Origin of the sequence: Microbacterium sp. 18062, assembly GCF_902706225.1 — a bacterium.
GTDB lineage: Bacteria > Actinomycetota > Actinomycetes > Actinomycetales > Microbacteriaceae > Microbacterium.
In genome coordinates this window covers 22,083-42,902 of sequence record NZ_CACSKB010000038.1, presented here as the reverse complement: position 1 = coordinate 42,902, position 20,820 = coordinate 22,083, and the positions used below count along the sequence as shown (strand labels likewise).

The 20,820-nt window shown below is 70.3% G+C and carries 17 protein-coding genes; 11 read left to right on the top strand and 6 right to left on the bottom strand.

What is annotated here, in order from left to right; all coding sequences use genetic code 11:
- The 6 genes from GVL03_RS13835 to glmM all read left to right on the top strand — a co-directional run.
- Positions 1-979, top strand: a 979-nt coding sequence (locus GVL03_RS13835; RefSeq protein WP_235038173.1) for a glycosyltransferase family 2 protein, incomplete at its 5' end; no start/stop codon positions are given.
- A 181-nt stretch (positions 980-1,160) separates the two neighbouring features.
- A complete protein-coding gene (locus GVL03_RS13830; RefSeq protein ID WP_159501590.1) occupies positions 1,161-2,240 on the top strand; it encodes a lactate dehydrogenase in 1,080 nt (359 codons plus the stop codon).
- Complete coding sequence (locus GVL03_RS13825; RefSeq protein WP_159501589.1) at positions 2,237-2,707, top strand: hypothetical protein; 471 nt, start codon at positions 2,237-2,239, stop codon at positions 2,705-2,707. Before GVL03_RS13830 ends, GVL03_RS13825 begins: the two co-directional genes overlap by 4 nt.
- A 642-nt stretch (positions 2,708-3,349) precedes the next feature.
- Positions 3,350-3,796, top strand: coding sequence for a 50S ribosomal protein L13 (gene rplM, locus GVL03_RS13820; protein WP_159501588.1), 447 nt, complete (start codon positions 3,350-3,352; stop codon positions 3,794-3,796).
- Between the two features lie 26 nt (positions 3,797-3,822).
- Positions 3,823-4,296, top strand: coding sequence for a 30S ribosomal protein S9 (gene rpsI, locus GVL03_RS13815; protein WP_159501587.1), 474 nt, complete (start codon positions 3,823-3,825; stop codon positions 4,294-4,296).
- 8 nt (positions 4,297-4,304) lie between these two features.
- The gene (gene glmM, locus GVL03_RS13810; RefSeq protein ID WP_159501586.1) at positions 4,305-5,660 is read left to right on the top strand and encodes a phosphoglucosamine mutase; all 1,356 of its coding nucleotides are present in this window, start codon (positions 4,305-4,307) and stop codon (positions 5,658-5,660) included.
- A 111-nt stretch (positions 5,661-5,771) separates the two neighbouring features.
- Here the strand turns inward: glmM and GVL03_RS13805 are convergent, their stop codons facing one another.
- The gene (locus GVL03_RS13805; RefSeq protein ID WP_159501585.1) at positions 5,772-6,491 is read right to left on the bottom strand and encodes a TetR family transcriptional regulator; all 720 of its coding nucleotides are present in this window, start codon (positions 6,489-6,491) and stop codon (positions 5,772-5,774) included.
- A gap of 297 nt (positions 6,492-6,788) precedes the next feature.
- On the bottom strand, positions 6,789-7,721 hold the full coding sequence (locus GVL03_RS13800; RefSeq protein WP_159501584.1) for a Ppx/GppA phosphatase family protein: 933 nt from the start codon (positions 7,719-7,721) through the stop codon (positions 6,789-6,791).
- A gap of 126 nt (positions 7,722-7,847) precedes the next feature.
- On the opposite strand from GVL03_RS13800, the gene coaA reads away from it, so the two are divergent.
- Positions 7,848-8,801, top strand: coding sequence for a type I pantothenate kinase (gene coaA, locus GVL03_RS13795; protein WP_235038172.1), 954 nt, complete (start codon positions 7,848-7,850; stop codon positions 8,799-8,801).
- A 90-nt stretch (positions 8,802-8,891) separates the two neighbouring features.
- Here coaA and GVL03_RS13790 read toward each other — a convergent pair whose 3' ends face one another.
- From GVL03_RS13790 to GVL03_RS13775, 4 genes are all read right to left on the bottom strand, one after another.
- The gene (locus tag GVL03_RS13790) at positions 8,892-10,055 is read right to left on the bottom strand and encodes a sensor histidine kinase (protein WP_159501583.1); all 1,164 of its coding nucleotides are present in this window, start codon (positions 10,053-10,055) and stop codon (positions 8,892-8,894) included.
- Entirely contained in the window at positions 10,052-10,714 is a 663-nt protein-coding gene (locus GVL03_RS13785; protein WP_159501582.1) for a response regulator, read from the bottom strand. Before GVL03_RS13785 ends, GVL03_RS13790 begins: the two co-directional genes overlap by 4 nt.
- 648 nt (positions 10,715-11,362) lie before the next feature.
- On the bottom strand, positions 11,363-12,235 hold the full coding sequence (locus GVL03_RS13780) for a hypothetical protein (RefSeq protein WP_159501581.1): 873 nt from the start codon (positions 12,233-12,235) through the stop codon (positions 11,363-11,365).
- Between the two features lie 82 nt (positions 12,236-12,317).
- Entirely contained in the window at positions 12,318-12,932 is a 615-nt protein-coding gene (locus GVL03_RS13775; protein WP_159501580.1) for an acyltransferase, read from the bottom strand.
- 366 nt (positions 12,933-13,298) lie between these two features.
- On the opposite strand from GVL03_RS13775, the gene GVL03_RS13770 reads away from it, so the two are divergent.
- The 4 genes from GVL03_RS13770 to GVL03_RS13755 are packed head-to-tail and all read left to right on the top strand — an operon-like array spanning position 13,299 to position 20,819.
- A complete protein-coding gene (locus tag GVL03_RS13770; protein WP_159501579.1) occupies positions 13,299-17,105 on the top strand; it encodes a hypothetical protein in 3,807 nt (1,268 codons plus the stop codon).
- A gap of 54 nt (positions 17,106-17,159) precedes the next feature.
- On the top strand, positions 17,160-18,206 hold the full coding sequence (locus GVL03_RS13765; RefSeq protein WP_159501578.1) for a Gfo/Idh/MocA family protein: 1,047 nt from the start codon (positions 17,160-17,162) through the stop codon (positions 18,204-18,206).
- A gap of 25 nt (positions 18,207-18,231) precedes the next feature.
- Positions 18,232-19,725, top strand: coding sequence for a lipopolysaccharide biosynthesis protein (locus GVL03_RS22355; RefSeq protein ID WP_159501577.1), 1,494 nt, complete (start codon positions 18,232-18,234; stop codon positions 19,723-19,725).
- Entirely contained in the window at positions 19,722-20,819 is a 1,098-nt protein-coding gene (locus tag GVL03_RS13755; RefSeq protein ID WP_235038171.1) for a DegT/DnrJ/EryC1/StrS aminotransferase family protein, read from the top strand. Before GVL03_RS22355 ends, GVL03_RS13755 begins: the two co-directional genes overlap by 4 nt.
- Position 20,820: the final 1 nt, after the last annotated feature.

The following is a 20,820-nucleotide window of genomic DNA, read 5'->3' as shown; positions in this document are numbered from 1 at the left end:
GGGCAGCCCGGATCATCGCGGAGGTCGCCGCGGGGGCGGGCGCTTCTCACCCCGCGCCGGCCGCGGGCTCGGACTCTGTGCGGGGGTCTGGGCCCGTGCGGGTGTCGAGGTCGGGCTCGGAGCGGGGGCCGGTGCCGGGCTCGGGGCCGACGTGACCCGGACCGCCCTCATCACGATCGCGCACGGCCGCCACGCGCACTGGTCGCGGCAGACCGAGGCCGCCCGGCGCTCCGCGCGGCCGGCGGATGACCGCATCCTGGTCGCGATGGACGATCCCGTCCTCGTCGCCCTCGCCCGCGCCGGCGACCCGCGCACGCACATCGTCGAGCTGCCGGGCGGCGGGAGCGGGCTGCCGCTCGCCCGTGCGCGCAACGCCGGTGCGGCCGCCGCGCTCGCCCGGGGCGCCGATGTGCTGGTCTTCCTCGACGTCGACTGTCTGCCCGGGCCCGATCTGATCGGTGCGTACACGGATGCGGCCGTCGCGCCCGAGAGCGCGGGGCTGCTGCTCAGCGGCCCGGTCACCTACCTGCCGCCCGCCCCCGCGGGCGGATACGACCTCGACGCGCTCGCCGCGAGCGACCGGCCGCATCCGGGTCGTCCCGCGCCCGCGCCGGGAGAGGTCCTTCTCGGCGGCGACCCGGACCTCTTCTGGTCGCTCTCGTTCGCCCTCGCCGCCGGGACGTGGGGGCGGATCGGCCGGTTCTGCGAGGACTACGTCGGCTACGGCGGCGAGGACACCGACTTCGGCCGAGCCGCCGAGGCGCGGGGCGTCGGGATGGCGTGGGTCGGGTCGGCGCGGGCGTTCCATCAGCACCACGAGGTCGAGGATCCCCCGGTGCGCCACCTCGACGCGATCCTGCGCAACGGCGAGCTCTTCCACACCCGGTGGGGACGGTGGCCGATGACCGGATGGCTCGACGCCTTCGCCGAGCGGGGGCTCGTGGTGCGCACCCCCGAGGGCGGCTACCGCCGTCTCTGAGGTCCGTGGGGCTCGAGTCGTCCCGTGCACGACGGCGGGGATCGTGGGCGACACGCCGACGTGGGCGGTGGGGTCGCGGGGTGTCGGGCGCCGCATCCGCCGACGTGCACGCCGTCGTGCACGTCCCGGGATCATGCTCGGCGACATCCGATCGTCATCGTGCACGGGTAGCGTCGTGGCCATGGACGTCGCCGTGCTCGGAGCCACCGGCGACGTCGGCCGCGCCATCTGCGCCGAGCTGATCCAGCGCCGCGTGCTGCGATCGAGCTCCCGGCTGCAGCTGGTCGGCCGTGCGGACGGGCCTTCGGGTCGCGCCGCGCACGGCCTGCGGGTGGATCTCATCGACGCGCACGACGAGCACGCCCCGCTCATCGACGTCGCGGTCTCCCCGGCCGACGTGGTCGCGGACGTCATCGTGGTCGCGGCGGGCCGCACGATCCCCACCGGCGTCGGGCAGGTCGTCGACCGTGACGCGCTCGCCCTCGCCAACCGTGCCGTCTTCGAGGAGTACGCCGACGCGATCGCGGCGACTGGCAGCGGTCACGAGGTCGTCATCGTCGTGTCGAACCCGGTCGAGCTCGGCGTCTCGATCTTCGCGCGGCGCCTCGGCCGGCACCGGGTGATCGGCATGGGCGCGTGGCTCGACACCCTGCGCTTCCGGCGCGAGATCGCCGCGTCCCTCGGCATCCGTCGCCAGCGCATCAGCGGCTTCGTCGGCGGGCAGCACGGCGACGGGGCCGTGCCGCTGTGGTCGAGCGTCCGCATCCGGGGACTCGACGTCGACGAGCGCATCGAGTCGCTCGCGAACCTGCGCGGCGAGCGCTCGCTCGTCGCCTTCGGCGAGGAGGTCGCCGCGGCCAAGGCCGAGCTCGGCGCGATCTCGGCGACGGCGGATGCGGCATCCCTCGCCGCGGCGTTCCAGCGCATCGACGGCTGGCGGCCCGACGTGCAGGCGGTCGTGCGTCCGTACCTGACCCACCAGAGCGGGGCGAAGACCGCCTACGGCACCGCCGGAGCGACCGTCGACCTCGTGGACACGGTGCTCGACGGGCGCGACATCGTGGTCGCCGGGCAGGTCGCGCTCGACGGCGAGATCGTGCTCGCCGGTGATCCCTGGCGCGGTACGCTCGGCGTCCCGGTCGTGCTCGGCCCCGACGGCTGGACGCACGTGCTTCTCGGCGACCTCGCCCCCGACGAGGAGACCCGGCTGAGTGTCGTCGGCGCGCAGATCGACGCCGCGATCGCGAGGTGGACCGCGTGAGCGAGCAGACGCCGCTCCCCGACGGCGGCAGCATCCACGACCGCTGGGTCGTCTTCGTGCGCGCCGACGACCGCAGCGGCGCGCTGACCGCGCTCGCCGAGATGTTCTCGACCCGCGGGATCAGCTTCACGTCGTTCAACACCCTCGTCGTGGGCGACGGGGCGGGCACGATGTCGATCCTCTTCCGATCGAGCGAGCGCCTCGCGCTCGTGCTGGCCCGCACCCTCGAACGGCTCGTGGTGACGCAGGCGGTGACGCTCGCGCGCGCCTCGGCGCCCGACGTCCGTGCCGTCGCCGTCGTCTCGGGAGCGCCCGACGGGCGCATCGGTCCCGCGGCGATCACCCCGTGGGGTCCCGGCGACACGGTGCTCGTGGCCGGCGCTTTCCACGAGGTCGAGGGCGCGATCGAGCGGATGCGGCCCCACGGCGCGGTGGTCGAGTCGATCACCGTGCTGCCCCCGGCCTGAGCCCGTTCGCCACCCGTGCGGTCGTGTGCGGAACGCGGCCCTCGTCGTCGGGGCGATGTCGCCGGACGGCTTGCGGCGGTTGGGCAGGACAGGGTGGGCAGGGCAGGGTGAAACGCGGGGTGAAAACCGCGGGAACGGCTCTGCCGATGCGGCACCGGCGGTCAGCATGATGGAGATCGCCTCGGGCGCGTCATGCGCATCCATTCCCGAGGCGCTCGCCCCGAAAGGCTGCCTCCGCGCTCCGACGAGTGGACTTGGGGGGATTCACGACGCGACGGACACGAGAGGTCGTGCGCGTGGGTCTACCGCACGTCGCCGCCGTGCCGTGCGTTCGGGGACATCGCGTAGAGGGGTGCGGACGGCACGTGGGGACGGCGGTCGGCACCCCTCTCGCCCTGCCCGCGCGTTCCCGACCCGGCTCCGCATCGTCGTCTCGAACCCGGGTCGTGCACGCCTCCGAGCGCCGAGGCGCGGCGGCGGGCCCCGCGCCGCGGCCGCCGACGTGCTATTCTGACTCTTTGGTGCCGCGCCCCTGCTGGGCCGGCCCGCGAACGTGAGCCCTCCACTGGCGTCTTCCCCGCGGGAAGCACCCCGGAGTGGGATTCACGAACCTCTCCGTTCGATCAAGAAAGCAGCACTACTGTGACGCGCACTTTCACCCCCAAGGCTGGCGAGATCCAGCGCGAGTGGCTGGTCATCGACGCGACCGACGTCGTCCTCGGACGCCTCGCCTCGCACGCGGCGACCCTGCTCCGCGGCAAGCACAAGCCCACCTTCGCGAACCACGTCGACACCGGCGACTTCGTCGTCATCATCAATGCCGACAAGGTCGCCCTGACCGGCCAGAAGCTCGAGCAGAAGAAGGCCTACCGCCACTCGGGCTACCCGGGCGGCCTCAAGTCGGTGACGTACTCGGAGCTTCTCGAGAAGAACCCGATCCGCGCCGTGGAGAAGGCGATCCGCGGCATGCTCCCCAAGAACAGCCTCGGCCGTCAGCAGCTCACGAAGCTCAAGGTCTACGTCGGAGGCGAGCACCCGCACGCCGCTCAGCAGCCCAAGGCCTACGTCTTCGACCAGGTCGCCCAGTAAGCGCCGAAAAGGATAAGGACACACTCGTGGCGAACATCGAAGAGACCACCAACTACTCCACCGAGACCCCGGCCGACCTCGAGACCGCGGAGGCCGTGCGCCCCGTGCTCTCGGTCCCCGGTGCCGCCGTCGGACGTCGCAAGCAGGCCATCGCCCGCGTGCGGCTGATCCCGGGCTCGGGAACCATCACGATCAACGGCCGCACGTTCGAGGACTACTTCCCGAACAAGCTGCACCAGCAGCTCGTGACCGACCCGTTCACGGTGCTGAACCTCACCGACGCGTACGACGTGATCGCGCGCATCAGCGGCGGCGGCCCCTCGGGCCAGGCCGGGGCGCTCCGTCTCGGCATCGCCCGCGCGCTCAACGAGATCGACATCGAGAACAACCGCCCGACCCTGAAGAAGGCCGGCTTCCTCTCGCGCGACGCTCGCGTCAAGGAGCGCAAGAAGGCCGGTCTCAAGAAGGCGCGCAAGGCTCCTCAGTACTCGAAGCGCTGACACGCCGGATGGCGCTGTTCGGTACGGACGGCGTGCGGGGGCTGGCCAACGGCCCCCTCACCGCCGATCTGGCGCTCTCCCTGGCCCAGGCGACTGCTGTCGTCCTGGGCCAGGGACGTTCCGCCGAGGCGCGGCGTGCCGCAGGCAAGCGGATCACCGCGGTCGTGGCACGCGACCCGCGCATCTCCGGTGAGTTCCTCTCGGCCGCGGTGGCGGCGGGTCTCGCCTCCTCGGGGGTCGACGTGTACGACGCGGGCGTGCTGCCGACACCGGCGGCGGCGTTCCTCATCGCCGACATCGACGCCGACTTCGGTGTGATGGTCTCGGCCTCGCACAACCCCGCTCCCGACAACGGGATCAAGATCTTCGCGCGTGGCGGTGCCAAGCTTCCCGATCTGGTCGAGCAGCGCATCGAGTACGCGATCGCCGGGCAGAAGCTGCAGCCCACGGGAGCCGATGTCGGCCGCATCCGCCGGTTCGCGGATGCCGAGGACCGCTACGTCGTGCACCTGCTGCAGTCGTTGCCGCATCGACTCGAGGGCCTGCACGTCGTGCTGGACTGCGCGCACGGCGCAGCCGCCGGCGTCTCGCCGGAGACGTTCCGCGACGCCGGGGCGCGTGTGACCGTCATCGGTGCCGACCCGGACGGGCTCAACATCAACGACGGCGTCGGCTCGACGCACCTCGACCACCTCTCGGCCGAGGTGCTGCGCTCCGGCGCCGACCTCGGCATCGCGCACGACGGCGACGCAGATCGCTGCCTCGCGGTGGATGCGGCCGGCAACACGATCGACGGCGATCAGATCATGGCGATCCTCGCCGCGGCCATGCAGGATCGCGGGGTCCTCCGCGAGGACACCCTCGTGGCGACCGTGATGAGCAACCTGGGGCTGCATCGTGCGATGGAGGCCCGCGGCATCCGTGTCGTGCAGACCGCCGTCGGCGACCGGTACGTGCTCGAGGCGATGAACGCGAACGGGTACACGCTCGGCGGCGAGCAGTCCGGTCATGTGATCATGAGCGAGTTCGCGACGACCGGCGACGGGGTGCTCACGGGGCTGCACCTGATGGCCGAGATGGCGCGGCAGGGCAAGACCCTCGCCGAGCTCGCATCGATCATGACGGTGTTCCCGCAGGTGCTGCTCAACGTCAAGGACGTCGACCGCACGCGTGTCGCGGACGCCGCGGTGTCGGCGGCCGTCGCCGCCGCGGAGACGGAGCTCGGGGGCGGCGGCCGTGTGCTGCTGCGCGCCTCGGGCACCGAGCAGCTCGTGCGGGTCATGGTCGAGGCTGAGCACGTCGACGACGCGCATCGCATCGCCGAGCGCCTCGCCGACGTCGTGCGCACGCACCTGACCCTGTAGCCGCCCGGCCCGGTCCCGTGCCCGTCGCGATCCGGGAGTCTGCCGCGTCTTTCCCCGCGGATCTGCACGGTGGCCGCGGCCCGCCTCGCTCCGGGTCACGCCCCGCCGCGGTCACGCCACCGGGCGGGTGAGCCCGTCGATCATCGCCGCGAAGGCCAGGGCCGCCAGCTCCCACTCCACCGGCTCGCCGTCGATGCCGGGACGAAGGACGACCCCGTCGGCATCCGGGATGCCGATCAGCCGCTTGCTCGCGATCCCCTCGACCAGCGACGCACCGATCGCGGCGATCTGGATCCATGTCACCCCTTCCACCGGACGGAGCCCGACGGAGGTCAGTGCGCTCCGGTAGTCCTCGGCCATCTGCTCGAGGAACCGCGTCTCCGCCGCCTGCAGCGCGGCGCGGACGCGCGGCTGCTGCGCGGGCGGGAGGCTCGACACCGACACCGACAGGGCCATGTAGGTGCGCCACTCGGCCGATTGCACGGTATCGGCGACGTTCCGGGCGAGCCCGCGACGGATCGCCTCGTGCAGCACCCCGACGGTGCCGTCCGGATCCGGGCGGCCCTCCGCATCCGTCAAGAGGTCGGCGTGCTGTCGGAACGCCGCCGCTGTCACGTCGTTCGTGCCGGGGGAGTACCCGAGCGAGTGCGGTCCGGCCGGGTCGAGCAGGCGCAGCATGAGTGCGGTGAGCAGCTCGTCCTTCCCGCCGAACGCGGCGAAGGCCGAGCTGCGCGGCACTCCCACCCGGCGGATGAGCTCCTCCATGTTGAGGTGGTGGAGCCCGACCGAGATGGCGCCGTCGGCGAGCAGCTCCTCGGCGGCGTCGAGCACGCGGGTGCGCAGCTCGTCGCGGGGGATCCGCCTCGGCCGTCCGCTCGCGGTCGACGACGCGTCGTGTGACGAATCGTTATGGACTCTGAGTCCATAGTCTTGTCCGTCGTCGGATTCTGGCCTAGTTTCGTTCATACCGACGGAAGGTCCTGCTCTCTGCATATGCGGCGAGCGACCGCCTGGATTTGGGGGGACGTCGGTGCCGCGCCGTGCGCCCGGCGGGTGCACGGCGTTCCGTGGGCCCGCCGGGTGTACGGATGCCTCATCCTACGAGCGACATCCGGCGCGGCACAGGGGTCAGCCCCACGCCATCGATTCGATGTAGCGCAGCAGCACGCCCTCGCGCAGCGCCCACGGGCTGACCTCGAGCTCCTCGATGCCGAGCTCGCGCATCGCGGTGTGCAGCACGACGGCGCCTGCGACGATCTGGAACGTGCGGTCCGCCGTGATGCCGGGCAGCTCCTGGCGGGCGGATGCGGGCAGTCGCGCGAGTCGCGGGATCCACGAGCCGAGCGCCGCGCGCGGAAGCAGCAGCCGCTCGTTGCCCGACCAGCCCGGCGCCGGGTACCCGGCGAGCTTCGCGAGCGAGCGGATGGCCTTGGACGAGCCGGCGACGTGATCGGGGCGCGGCTGCGCCGCGAACGTCTCGGCCACGGGTGCCAGCACGGTGCGGGCGTGTTCGCGCAGGCGGTCGACGGCATCCTCGCCGGGCGGCTCGTCGGGCAGGAACCGCAGCGTCATCCGTCCGGCGCCCAGGGGGACGGATGCGGCCGCCGCCGGCAGCTCGTCGGCACCCGCCGCGATCTCCAGCGAGCCGCCGCCGATGTCCAGGAGGAGGATCTGCCCGGCCGACCAGCCGAGCCAGCGGCGGACGGCCAGGAAGGTGAACCGTGCCTCGTCCTCGCCGCCCAGCACCTGCAACGGCTGGCCGAGGGCGTCCTCGATCCGCGCGATCACCTCGGGTCCGTTCGTGGCCTCGCGGACGGCCGAGGTGGCGGTCGCGAGCAGTTCGACGACGCCCTCGGCGCGCGCGGTCGTCCGGGCTTCGTCGGCGGCATCCTCGAGCGCACGGATGCCGGCCTCGCTGATGGCGCCGCCGGGCGTCAGGTAGCGCATGAGGCGCAGCACGGTGCGCCGGCTCGTGGTCGCGAGCGGGCGTCCGCCAGGGTGCGCATCGGCGACCAGAAGATGCACCGTGTTGGAACCGATGTCGAGAACGCCCAGTCGCACCCGGTCAGCGTACCCGTCCCGCGCGGCGGCGCCGGCCCGTCCCGCGCCCCGCCGGCGCGTAACGGACCCGTCCCGCGCCGGCCGCCCCGCGGGCTCGCCCGACACGCGGCCCGCTACGATTGCCCCGTGCCCGAGGTTTCCGAGGTGTCCGAGCCGCTCGCGTTGTCGCTGTACCGACAGATCGATCGTGCGGAGTGGGCGCGACTGGCTGCGGGGATGGAGCAGCCGCTGACCGAGTCCGAGGTCGTGCAGCTGCGCGGTCTCGGCGATCGGCTCGATCTCACCGAGGTGCGCGAGGTGTACGTGCCGCTCAGTCGGCTGCTGTCCTTGCGCGCGTCGTCGACCCGGCGGATCGGTGCCGAGGAGAGCGCCTTCCTGGGCGAGGACGACACGACGACGCCGTTCGTGATCGGCGTCGCCGGCTCGGTGGCCGTCGGCAAGTCCACGATCGCGCGTCTGCTGCGCGAGCTCGTCAGCCGCTGGCCGGGCACGCCCCGCGTCGAGCTGATGACGACCGACGGGTTCCTCCATCCCAACGCCGAGCTCGAGCGCCGCGGGATCATGAGCCGCAAGGGCTTTCCGGAGTCCTACGACCGCCGTGGTCTCGTCGAGTTCCTCACCGCCGTGAAGTCGGGCGCGCCCGAGGTGCAGGCGCCGTACTACTCGCACATGCGCTACGACATCGTCCCCGACGCGCACACCACCGTGCGGCGCCCCGACGTCGTCATCGTCGAGGGACTGAACGTGCTGCAGCCGCCGCCGACGCCGAACGACGTCGCGGTGAGCGATCTGTTCGACTTCTCGATCTACGTGGATGCGGATCCCCTGCACATCCAGCAGTGGTACACCGAGCGGTTCCTGGCACTGCGTCAGGCGGCGTTCAACGACCCGAGCTCGTACTTCCGGGTCTTCGCCGACATCTCCGACGACGAGGCCGTGAGCCGCGCGGGCTACTACTGGAACGAGATCAACCTGCCGAACCTGGTGGAGAACGTCCTGCCCACCAAGCACCGTGCCTCGCTCATCCTGCAGAAGGGCGCCTCACACGCCGTCGACCGCGTGCTGCTGCGCAAGCTCTGAGCGGCCACCGGGAGCCGTGCCGCCCGCCTCGCGACCTCCCCGGTCCGGCCGGCGGATGCGCACGCCCCGGCAGCGGATGCGGCGGCTTCGCTAGCAGGCTTCGCCGAGGCGCGCGGGCGCGCGCGCCGACACGACCGTGCCGTCACCGGGCCTCGAGACCACCTGGAGGTCCCCGCCCGCGCGTCGCAGACTGTGCCGGAGACGGGCGAGTCCGCTCAGCTCCACGTCTGCTCCGAAGCCCTCACCGTTGTCCGCGAACCGGAGGACGAGGTCGTCGTCATCGGTGTCGAGCGACACGGTCAGCCGTGTCGCCTTGCCGTGCCGTAGCGCATTGGTGAGCGCCTCCTCGGTCGCGCGGACGATGAGCAGTCTGCCCGTTGTGTCGAGTCCGCGGTCGACGGCCGCGACCGCCGTCTCGTCGATGTCGATGTCGATGTCGATGGATGCGGGAACGCGGCGCACGAGCGCCCGGATGGCGGGAACGAGTCCGCGGTCGAAGGACTCGGGGTACAGCGAGGCACTGGCCAGGCGCACCTCCTTCTCGCGCACTTCGTCGAGCGCGTCGGAGACGGCACGGACGCGCCGTGCGCTCTCGGGCGGCAGCGTCTCGGCGATGTCTGTGAGCTCGGTCTCGAGCAGCACAAGGCGGTTCTGGACGGTACCGTGCAGCTCGTCGGCGATCCGCCGCCGCACCTGCAACTCTTCCTCCCGGACCAGCGCGAGGTCCTCCGCGGCGTGCAGCGCGTCTCCTGCGCGCGCTTCGTCCGTGGCGCGCACGTATCGCACGACGCTGACCGCGGCGAGGCCGGATGCCAGGACGGCCATCGACATCACGGCGACGAAGGCCAGGTCGTTCAGCAGCGGGGGCATGTCGTAACGCGGGCGCAAGCCGGTCACCTGATGGATGATCACGCGCACGACCACGGCGATCAGGACCATGGCGGGGACGAGCCATGCCCAGGTGCGTGGCATGCGCTCGGGAACGCGTGCGAGCACGCACACGATGAAGAGGCTGATGATGGCGATGAGGTTCGCCGCTATACGGATCGTGATGTCCGGCAACGAGGCCGCTACCGCCGAACGCAGTGACGCCGACTGAGCGCCCCAGAGGAACACGGTGTGCGAGCTGACGGTCACATAGGCGATGGCGCCGGCGAGACCGGCCGCGCCGTAGAACAGCCGTGAGTCGTTCACCGTGGCGGAGGGGAGGCGACCCGGCGGGCGCGCTGCAGTCGTGACCTCGTTCGCGTTCATCGAGTCTCCTCCAGGAAGATGCGCGTCGCACGCACACGCGGATTGCCCGTCTTGTCTCCGGACAGCTCCAGTGCGTGGTAGATGCTGTTGATCTGGTTGTCGACGGAACGCTCCGAGACCTCCAGGCGCGCAGCGATGGCGCGGTTGGACAGACCGGCGGCCAGGAGCGCCATGACCTCCTGCTGGCGGGCGGTGAGCACCGCGAGGCGTCCGTTCGGGCGGCCTCGTCTGCGTTCGACCAGGGTGCGGTCGATCACGCTGCGGCCGGCGGCGGCCGATCTGAGCGCATGGAGGAGCGTCTGCGTCGACAGCGATGACGTCTTGGACAGATAGCTCCATCGGGAACGTTGCTCGTCGGGCAGTTCGAGGAGCACGTCGAGCTGGTCCGTGGCAGAGATCAAGACGACGGGCAGACGCGGGTTCGCCGCCTGGAGAGACAGTCCCAGATCGATGCCGGAGCCGTCGGGCAGCTGCACGTCGAGCAGGACGACATCGAGCTCGGATGCGGTGAACGTGGCCGCAGCGGCGATGCTGTCGGCCGAGCCGGCCAGATGGAAGTCGTCGGCGGCGTCCAGGATGATCGTGATCATCTCGCGGTACAGCGGTTGGTCCTCGACGATCGCTGTGCGGAGGGTCTTCTGGGAGGTATGGGGGGACATGACGCTCGATGCTCTGGAAGGACACGGCCGGGGGCGGTCTCGCCGGGCTCGTTGGCGCATGGTGGCTGTTGTCAGCGTAACCGCGGGGGCACCGGCTCCAGATCACCATGTGGATAAGTCGCTCCGGCAGCATCGTCGGCGTCTACGATGCGCTGGCGCGGCACGTGCCCACGGTGGAGGTCACCCGCCCCGCAGACGCATGGTCTGCAGGGCGGGTGATCCGTGCTGCGCTCGAGCCGCGTCGTCTCACCCCAGGGCGACCTGGTCGGGACTGTCGCGGACATCGGTTGCGGCACGAGCGTGACCCTTCGTCTCCCCACAGACGATCGGCCGGATGATGCTCTGTTCGAGCATCGCCGAGGGCTCCCCGCTTCTTTCCGGGACGCACTCGACCCGGACCCCCATCTCAGAAGTCCAGCCGATCCTTTCCGGGCCAACACTTCGAATCTTCCGTAGAAGCCGCAAGATCAGCGCCGTGCTTCCTCAAGATTTCGCGAAGATCGCACGCGAGCGTCGGCTGGCGGGGATCCGGCTGCGCAAGCGCGTGAAGACCACACTCCCCGACCAGCCAGGGCGTCGGTTTCCCGGGGCCTGCGCCAGCACACGGGTCTGACCGGCCAGCGCCGCCGCGACCGTCGCCCGCCCCGGTCACCCGGCGGCGGCGTCGCCGGTGACGGCCGCCAGCAGGCGCAGGAGTTCGGTCGCGGCGACCTCGGAACCGAGCTGGCTCAGGTGTCCGCCGTCACGGGAGTAGTCGGCGCAGAGTTGCACGTAGGCGAGGCCGTCGTCGGTCTCGTGCGCGTCGATCGTCCCGTCGGGGCAGGTCGAGAGCACGGCGGCGAGATCGTACAGGCTGCCCGAGTCCGCGTAGGTGGTGCGCATGAGGGTGTTGAACCTCTCGATGGCGGCGTTGTTCCAGGGGTCCCACCGGGTCGGCGAGACCGTCGCGTGCAGGAACATCATGGCGGGGAAATCGGTCTCGAGCCCGTCCAGCACGGCGCGGTAGTGGTCGAAGACGGCCTGGAGATCGGTCTCGGCGAGGATGTCGACGTATCCGAGCTTCATGAAGGCGATGTCGGATGCCGTTGCGACGCTGCGTTCGCGGATCCACTCCTCGAAGTCGTCGATCTTCACGCGAGGATCATCGGTCTGTGCCAGCCATTGATCGCCGGCCGAACCGGCGCCCAACGGCGAGCCCGAACTCACATCGGGCGGCGCGACGCCGAACCGCTCGTAGACGGCGGGGACGCCGAGTTCGACGATGTCCGAGCCAACCGAGCGGTGGCCGAAGAAGATCCGGGTCTGTGCGATCCGCTCCAGATCGGATGCGTCCAAGTCCGGCAGTGCGGGCGGCGTCGCCGCAGTGGTCGGCGTCGATATCGGGTTCGGCGTCGCGGAGGCCGCGATCGAGGGCGAGGAGGCGGAGGCCGATCCGATCGGTGGGGCCGCCGTCGCGCAGCCGGCCAGCACCGCGGCCGCGGCAATCAGCAGCGTGCAAGTCGACAACGTCTTACGCATCATCGTTCCCCCGTATGTCGGCCCGCCCAGACAACGGGTGCCGCAGACTCGAATGGCGGGAGCCTATCCGACAGATTTGCGCTGGCTACACGGCCGGATGCAGCCGCCCGGACGTCTCCCGGTAGCGCTCGCCGCTGACGGGGCACACCCAATCCTCACCCTCGGACACGAGGGGGCGCCCGGCGCGCCCGACCCAGCCGATGCGCCGGGCCGGTACGCCGACGACGAGCGCATGCGGCGGCACGTCGGTCGTGACCACGGCACCCGCGGCGACCAACGCCCAGGCGCCGATCGTGACCGGGGCGATGCACACGGCGCGGGCGCCGACGGAGGCCCCCTGCTCGATCGTCACGGCCACTGCATCCCAGTCCTCGGCGCTCTTCGCCGTGCCGTCGGGGTTGGCGGCCCGGGGGAACTCGTCGTTGGTGAGAACGGCGCCTGGACCGATGAAAACGCCGTCGGCGAGGCGCGCCGGCTCGTAGACCAGTGCATAGTTTTGCACCTTGCATGCGTCGCCCACCTCGACGCCGGGCCCGATGTAGGCGCCGCGTCCGATCGTGCAGTCCGCGCCCAATCGGGCGTCTTCGCGCACTTGTGCCAGATGCCACACCCGCGTGCCTGCGCCGATGCGCGCCGAGGAGTCGACATCCGCCGAGTCGTGGACGAACGAACCTTCAGAAGAACCTTCAGAAGTACTCATGCTTCCCCAATTGTGTGATCCCCGCGGCGTTCGATACGCCGTGGCGCCCAGCATAGGAGGGAGAGACGGCGTTCACCCAGTCCAGACGACAGGCCGCTGTTCGTGCCCGGGTGCTGCGGCCGCGCCCCGGGGCGACAGGGCATTCGACCCGGGATCGGGGTGGTGCACGCACCCGCGGATCAAGAGTCCGAAACCTGACGTGCGCGCGTGTTGTATGCGCCGCGCTGTTGTGGCTACACTGCTCGCGGGGATACCGGTTGTGTCCGTGCCAGGGAAGCGCAGACACGACAGCGGCAGAAACAACTGCCCGCTGTGCCGGCATATGGCTCACACCTCACGCTCGGGGTGTGCGCGACGGGGGAGAGCATGGGGAAACTGGGGAGCGTCGTGGCGTCGCCGGGCGCCGCGGGGGCACGAAGTGGTCTGCCCGCTGCACGGCGGATCGTCGTCGGCGTGGTGGCCAGCTCGTTGGTGTTGACCGGGGCGGTCGCCACGCAGGCTGCGCACGCGATCGACGCGCCCGCACCGTCGGCTCTAGCCGCGACGCCGTCGCAGATCGTGTTCGCGGCGACCGAGGGCGAGGCGTGTGCGACCCCGCAGGCCCTGTCGGTCGTCGACTGGGACGAAGAATCACCGGTGGGGTGGACGGCGACCACGAGCGACTCGTGGCTCCATCTCGATCAGTCGACCGGCACGACACCTGCTCAGCCGATCGTCACCGCCGATTGCGCAGCATTGGCGACGGGCGTCCACGAAGCGACCATCACCATCACGAGCGACGAGACGACGCCGGGCGTCGTGCAGGTGCCGGTCAGTGCGGTCGTCAATCCCGCAGGGGGCGTGACCGTATCGATGTGGCGCAACGGGCATGCCGGAGCCTTCAGCTCATCGACGGACGACGGGTACTCGGCGGGCTTCGCGGAGAACCTCGAGCAGGGCACGGCGGGCACGTTCGTCATGAACGGCGTGACGGCGCCCGCCGAGTACGCCGCCATGCGCGACGCCGGGCAGGAACTGGGTTCGCACCTGCGGAGCCACTCCTGTTCGACGATCTCTCATGACTCGCTCCGGGATGAGATCGAGACCAACCTCGACGGCGTCGTTGATGTCGCCGGTTCGCTCGACGACGTCATCTCGCTGGTGTGGCCGTGCGGTTTCCGCGACATCGAATACGGGGCGATCGCCTCCGAGTACTTCCTGTCCGCGCGCGGCTACAACATCAATCAGCTCGAGGACACGACGCCCACCGACTTCATGAACCTCAAGAGCTTCAACTCACACGAGCACACGCCGTTCCCGCCGGAGGATCTGACCTCGATTGTGGATGCGGCCGTGTCGGAGGGCAAGTGGGCGAACCTCGTGCTGCACGAGTTCGCGAACGACGACAGCGCGATCGCCTACGCAGCGGTGAGCGATGTGTGGGTCGCGCCGATCGGTGAGGTCGTCACCTACATTCTGCAGCGGGACCGGACAGTGTTCACCGACTACGCCGCCTCGAGCGCGTCCATCGACTTCGCCTACCACCGCCTGGCTCTGCCCACCTCGTTGCTTCGCGACTTCGAGTCGACGGTTGGCGAGAACGACCTCATCACGCTCGAGGTTCCGCTCGGCGCGGTACAGGATGCGGCAGCCGTGAGCGTGAACGGAACACCGGCCACGTTCGAGGTGCGAACCGACGGCGACGATCGCACGCTGTTGTTGTCGGTGCCGGTCGGCCTGACCGCGCGTTCGGTGCACGTCACGCTCGCCGACCAGGCTCAACCGGAGGTCGGCGTCGACGTCTCGCAGCTGACGTTCGCCGGCAAGGCCGGGGAGCCGATCGCGTCGCAGTCCGTCGACGTGTCGGTGACCGGATCCACCGCGTCGACGTGGAGCGCACAGGGCGACACCGCGTCCGCGGATTGGCTCTCGGTGACGCCGACGAGCGGAGCCGGTGACGGCACGGTGAGTGTCGCCGTCTCGCCCGACGGGCTCGCGGCCGGAACCTACACCGGCACGGTCACGGTAGCACTGGACTCGAAGCGCGCCCCCCGGACGATCGACGTGGAACTGCGCGTCGACGAGGCCGACGCTGGCGTGTACGCATTCGACGACACCTCCCGCGCGGTGCTGCTCGCGGACGGATGGGATTTCCACGCCCGCACCGCCGGCGGGGCCACTCGCGACACGGAGCAGACCTCGGGGACCACGGTCGGCTACACGGCGGACGGACTGCAGATCCCGGCCGACAGCGGTGACCTGTGGGAGAGCCTGAACAACACGCGCAACAGCGTGTTCCGTGATCTCGACCCGGAGTGGACGAGTGCGCGTGTCGCCCTGAGCTTCGCGCCGACGCGGGACAGCCAGCAGGCAGGCATTGCTATCTACGACGACGACGACTATGTGCTTCTGACGAGGGACCACAACTCATGGGGCAGTGGACAGGAAGTCTCGTTCATCACCGAGTCGGGTGGTGCCGCGGATGACAGCGCCCGTCGGCCGACATCGGTGACGACGTTCGTGCTACGTCTCGATCGCGACCCTGCCACCGATGCGATCACGGGCTTCCTCTCGGCCGATGGCGGAGCGACCTGGTTGACCGTGGGGTCGACGACGAAGGACTTCACGAGCCCGCGCCTGGGCATCGTCATCGGCGGGTCGCCCAGCGGGTTCCCCGTGGCGACGGTCCTGAGCGCCGTCGTGACACCGGATGCTCCGAGCACCACGACGCCGGAACCGACACCCATGCCCGAGCCGACGCCGGAGCCCACGCCCGAGCCGACGCCGGATCCCACACCGACGCCGGATCCCACACCGACGCCGGATCCGGGGTCGGATGCCGACGAGACGCAGGAGTTTGCGTTCGATTACGCGGACCGCGCCGCCCTGGTGGATGACGGATGGGACTTCCTCGCGCGCACGGCTGAAGGGCAGGAACGCGACACCGAGCAGGCCGGCACGGTCTCCTACTCGTCCTCGGGACTCGGGATCCCGGCGGGCCCGGGCGATCTGTGGGAGGGGCTGAACGACACGCAGAACAGCCTGTTCCGCGATCTGCCCGATGACTGGACGCGGGTGGAGCTCACGCTGGACTTCGCTCCGACGGCGAACCACCAACAGGCCGGACTGGTGGTGTACGGCTCGGACGACGACTACGTGCAGATGACCCGCAACCACAACTCGTGGATCGGCGGGCAGCGAACGGTTTTCGTGTCCGAGTCCGCAGGTGCCGCGACCGCGCCGGGTTCGGCCGCGACGACGCAGACGAGCCTGACCCTCCGCCTCGAACGCGACGGCACGACGATCACCGGCGGGTACTCGGTGGACGACGGCGTCTCCTGGGCGTCGCTGGGGTCGGTCACGCGTACGATCGAGTCGCCGAGGGCGGGGATCATCGTCGGGGCGAACGACTCGGCCGATACCGCACCGGTCGCGACGCTCCGCGCACTGACGGTCACCGCGCCCGAGGGGTCCGAGACGCCGGGACCGGAGCCGTCGTCGAGCCCGTCGCCCACGACCGACCCGAGCCCGTCGCCCACGAGCGGCCCGTCGCCGAGTCCGGGCCCCGAGGGATCCGAAGACGTCGTGTTCGACTACGCGGACCGATCGGCGCTGCTCGCGGACGGGTGGGACTTCCTCGCGCGCTCCGCGGTAGGCCAGGAGCGTGACACCGAGGTGGTGACCGGCGCCGTGGTCGGGTTCTCGGCATCCGGGCTGCAGATCCCGACCCAAGCGGGCGATCTCTGGGAGGGACTCAACGACACGCGCAACAGCCTTTTCCGTGATCTGCCCGACGACTGGTCGCGGGTCGAGCTCGCGCTCGAGTATGCGCCGTCGACGGCGCTCGACCAGGCCGGGATCGTCGTCTACGAGTCCGACGACGACTACGTGCAGGTGACGCGCCACTTCAACCCGTGGACGGGCGGGCAACTCGTTTCGCTGGTCCGCGAGAGCGGCGGAAGCGCGTCGCTCCGGTCGAGCGCCAGCACGTCGGCGACGAGTCTGGTGCTCCGCCTCGACCGCGTCGGGGAGTCGCTCAGCGCCTCATCCTCGACCGATGCGGGCACGACATGGACGGCGCTGGGCAGTGTGACGCAGTCCATCGACTCGCCGAGAGCCGGCATCATCGTGGGCGGTGCCGGGGGCAGCCCGTCCACCGCGGTGATCAGCCGCCTCACGGTGACGGCCGGCTGAGACCCGGCACGACACAACACACGCAGCAACACGATCCGAATGGGGGATTCGGCTATGAATGAGACACTCGGCGTTGCCGTCATCGGTGCGGGGTATTGGGGCCCGAACCTCGCACGCAACTTCCACTACAGTCCGGATTGGCGGCTCGAGGCGATCTGCGACCTCGATCTCGAGCGAGCAACCGGGCTGGCCGCGAAATTCGGCGTTGCAGCCGTGAGATCACTCGACGAGGTGCTGGCCGATCCGCGTGTCGACGCCGTCGCCATCGCGACACCGGCTCGCACGCACTATCCGATCGCGATGGCGGCCATCGCCTCCGGCAAGCACGTCGTCGTGGAGAAGCCGCTCGCGGACAGCACGCAGCTGGCCGAGGAGATGGCAAGCGCGGCGCAGGCGACCGGCGTCGTGTTGATGATCGACCACACGTACTGCTACACGCCGGCCGTGCTGAAGGCGCGCGAGCTGGTGGAAGACGGCCATCTGGGGGACATCCTCTACATCGACTCGGTGCGCATCAACCTCGGGCTCGTGCAGCCCGACGTCGACGTCTTCTGGGATCTGGCGCCGCACGACCTGTCGATCATGGACTTCCTGCTGCCCGGCGGGCTGCATCCGACCTCCGTCACCGCCGTCGGCGCGGATCCGCTGGGCACGGGCAAGGCGTGCGTCGGGTACCTCTCGATGGATCTCCCGGGCGGCGCGATCGGACACGCGCACGTGAACTGGCTCAGCCCGACCAAGATCCGTCAGGTGGTCGTCGGCGGCTCTCGCCGCACCCTTGTGTGGGACGACCTCAACCCGCAGCAACGGCTGAGCGTCTATGACCGTGGTGTGGATCTGACCGCGGGAACCCTCGAGGCCCGCACGAACGCGAACATCTCCTACCGGCTCGGCGACACCTGGGCGCCGGCACTGCAAGAACGCGAAGCCCTCGCGGCGATGGTCGGCGAGTTCGCCGAAGCGATCCGCGACGGGCGTCCGCCGCGTACCGACGGAACTGCTGGCCTGCGTGTGCTGTCGGTGCTGGAGGCAGCGCGGGTGAGCCTGCAGTCCGGTCGCGCGTCTCGCCCATCGGGCGACCGCGAACCGAGTCGCGTGTGATCGCTTTCACAGGTCGGGAAACGAGATGACCAGCACGCGAGCCGGGCAGACGGGCGGCCTCCGATCACGGGCGGTCTCCGGGGTCGTGTGGACGGTGTCGCAGCAGTGGAGCATCCGCATCACAGGGTTCGTGACCATCGCGATTCTGACGCGGCTGCTGAGCCCGGCGGAGTTCGGCACCGTCGCGCTCGCGAGCTCGATGATTCCGTTCGTGCAGCTGGTCGCCAACATGGGGCTGACCACCTATCTCGTGCAGCGCGATCGACCGTCGGATGCAACGTTCGACACAGTATTCTGGTACACCGGAGCCGTCTCCCTCGCGCTCGCGGGGGGAATGGTGGCCGCCGGGCCGTTCATCGGCGCCTTCTTCGATGTCGATGAACTGGGGCCGGTCGTGCAACTGCTCGCGGTCGTGGGGCCCATCGCGCTGCTCGGCATGGTGCCGACCGTCCTGCTACGTCGGGCGTTGCGGTTCCGGACGATCGCGCTGCAGTCCGTCGTCGCGGGAGCCATCGGCCAGGTCGTCGCCATCACGCTCGCGTTGCTCGGTGCCGGCGTCTGGGCTCTTGTGTGGCAGACCATCACCTTCCAAGCCGTGCTGACCGTTCTGGCCTGGGCGTCTGCACGCTGGCACCCGTCATGGTCGTTCTCGAGTACGGAGCTGGCGGACATGATCCGGTTCGGGGTGAAGGTGGTCGGCGGTGACGTGGTGGCTCTGGTCCGCGGCTGGCTCGAGAACGTGATCGTCGTCGCGGCGCTCGGTGTCACCGGACTCGGGTATCTGAACATCGCACAGCGGCTCGTCCAGGTTGCCCATGACCTGACCACCACGCCCGTGACTTGGGTGTCGATGGTCATCTTCGCGCAGATCCGTGAGGCGGTGGACCGGCTGCGCGCCGCATATCTTCGTGCCCAGTACCTCGCGCACGCCATGGTTGTGCCCGTCATGGTGGGACTCGCCGTGGGGTCGTCGCTGCTGCTACCGCTCCTGTTCGGCGACCAGTGGGAGCAGAGCATCGGTCCTGCACAGATCCTCGCGCTGGCTGGCATCGTCACGCTGAGCGGGCTGGACAACGGCCTGTTCATCGGCCTCGGCAGACCGGGTACGTGGCTTGTGTACGTCGCGATCGTGGACGCTGTGACGATCGGTGTCGCGTGGCTTACCGCTCCGCATGGGCTCGTGGCGTTCGCGCTGGGCTTCCTCTGTGTCGCCGTCCTCGCGACCGTGGCCCGCTGGTTCTTGGTCTCCCGGCTCCTGGAGACGTCCTGGTGGGTGATCGGCAAGACGCTCGTGCGAGTGCTGGTCCCCGCCGCGGGCGCCGGTGCGGCGGGCACCGCGATCGTCCTCGTGATGGAGGATACTGCGCCGCTGCTCACGCTCGCGGTCGCATGCGTGGTCGTGATCGCGGTCTACCTGCCGCTCATCAGATTCATGCTGCCCGCGGTGTGGGCGGAACTGCGAGACCTCATCCGCGCCGCCGTTCGAAGGATTCGCCCCAAAGAGAGGGAGTCGTCGTGACCGTACCGTTTCTCGACCTCGCCGCGCAGAGCGCGGAGATCGCCGCGGAGGTGCTTCCGGCCTGGCGGAGGCTGTTCGAGGCCGCACAGTTCGTCGGAGGGGAGGAGGTCGCCTCCTTCGAGCGGGAGTTCGCGGACTTCGTCGGCGTGGCCTGGGCCGTGGGCGTCGCCAACGGCACCGATGCCCTGGAGCTCGCCTATCGAGCGGTGGGCGTCGGTGCCGGCGACGAGGTCATCGTCCCGGCCAACACCTTCATCGCCACCGCAGAGGCGGCGTCGCGCATCGGGGCGATCCCCGTGCCCGTGGACGTCGACCCGGAACACCTGCTGATCGATCCGGCGGCGGTCGAGGTGGCGATCACCGACAGGACGCGGGCGATCGTCCCCGTGCATCTCTACGGTCAGGTCGCTCCGATCGAGGCGCTGGAGCCGCTCGCGCGGGCCGCCGGCATCCCGATCGTCGAGGATGGAGCGCAGTCGCAGGGTGCGCTCCGCCACGGACGGGCCGCCGGCAGCCTCGGAACGATCGCGGCCACGTCGTTCTATCCCGGGAAGAATCTCGGAGCGTCTGGGGACGGCGGTGCGGTGACGACCGACGACGAAGAGCTCGCGCGACGCGTGCGCGTTCTCGCGAACCACGGCTCGGAGGTCAAATACCGTCATGAGGTCGTGGGCGTGAACTCGCGGCTCGATCCGATCCACGCCGTGACCCTGCGCGCCAAACTGCGACGCCTGCGCGCCTGGAACGCTCTCCGCCAGGATGCGGCCCGCCGGTATGCGCAGTTGCTCGCGGACATCCCAGGAGTGGCGACACCGCGCTCCCTGGACGGCAACAGTGATGTGTGGCATCTGTACGTCATCCGGGTCGCGGATCGGGATCGAGTGCTGGCGCATCTGGCCGCGGCGGGTGTGGCCGCGGCGCTGCACTACCCGGAACCGTGGTACTCGAGCGCCGCCTACGCTCACCTCGGTCATCGTCCGGGCGTGTGCCCGATCGCGGAGCGGGCCGCGGGCGAGATACTCTCGCTGCCCATGTTCCCGCACCTCACCCCCGAGCAGCAGCAGCTGGTCGCCGACAGCCTGCGGAGCGCATAGC

Coding starts and splice junctions, on each gene's coding strand:
- GVL03_RS13780 (WP_159501581.1), bottom strand. CDS start 12,235: ATGATGCGTAAGACGTTGTCGACTTGCACGCTGCTGATTGCCGCGGCC.
- glmM (WP_159501586.1), top strand. CDS start 4,305: ATGGCGCTGTTCGGTACGGACGGCGTGCGGGGGCTGGCCAACGGCCCC.
- GVL03_RS13775 (WP_159501580.1), bottom strand. CDS start 12,932: ATGAGTACTTCTGAAGGTTCTTCTGAAGGTTCGTTCGTCCACGACTCG.
- GVL03_RS13770 (WP_159501579.1), top strand. CDS start 13,299: ATGGGGAAACTGGGGAGCGTCGTGGCGTCGCCGGGCGCCGCGGGGGCA.
- GVL03_RS13765 (WP_159501578.1), top strand. CDS start 17,160: ATGAATGAGACACTCGGCGTTGCCGTCATCGGTGCGGGGTATTGGGGC.
- GVL03_RS13790 (WP_159501583.1), bottom strand. CDS start 10,055: ATGAACGCGAACGAGGTCACGACTGCAGCGCGCCCGCCGGGTCGCCTC.
- GVL03_RS13830 (WP_159501590.1), top strand. CDS start 1,161: ATGGACGTCGCCGTGCTCGGAGCCACCGGCGACGTCGGCCGCGCCATC.
- GVL03_RS22355 (WP_159501577.1), top strand. CDS start 18,232: ATGACCAGCACGCGAGCCGGGCAGACGGGCGGCCTCCGATCACGGGCG.
- GVL03_RS13785 (WP_159501582.1), bottom strand. CDS start 10,714: ATGTCCCCCCATACCTCCCAGAAGACCCTCCGCACAGCGATCGTCGAG.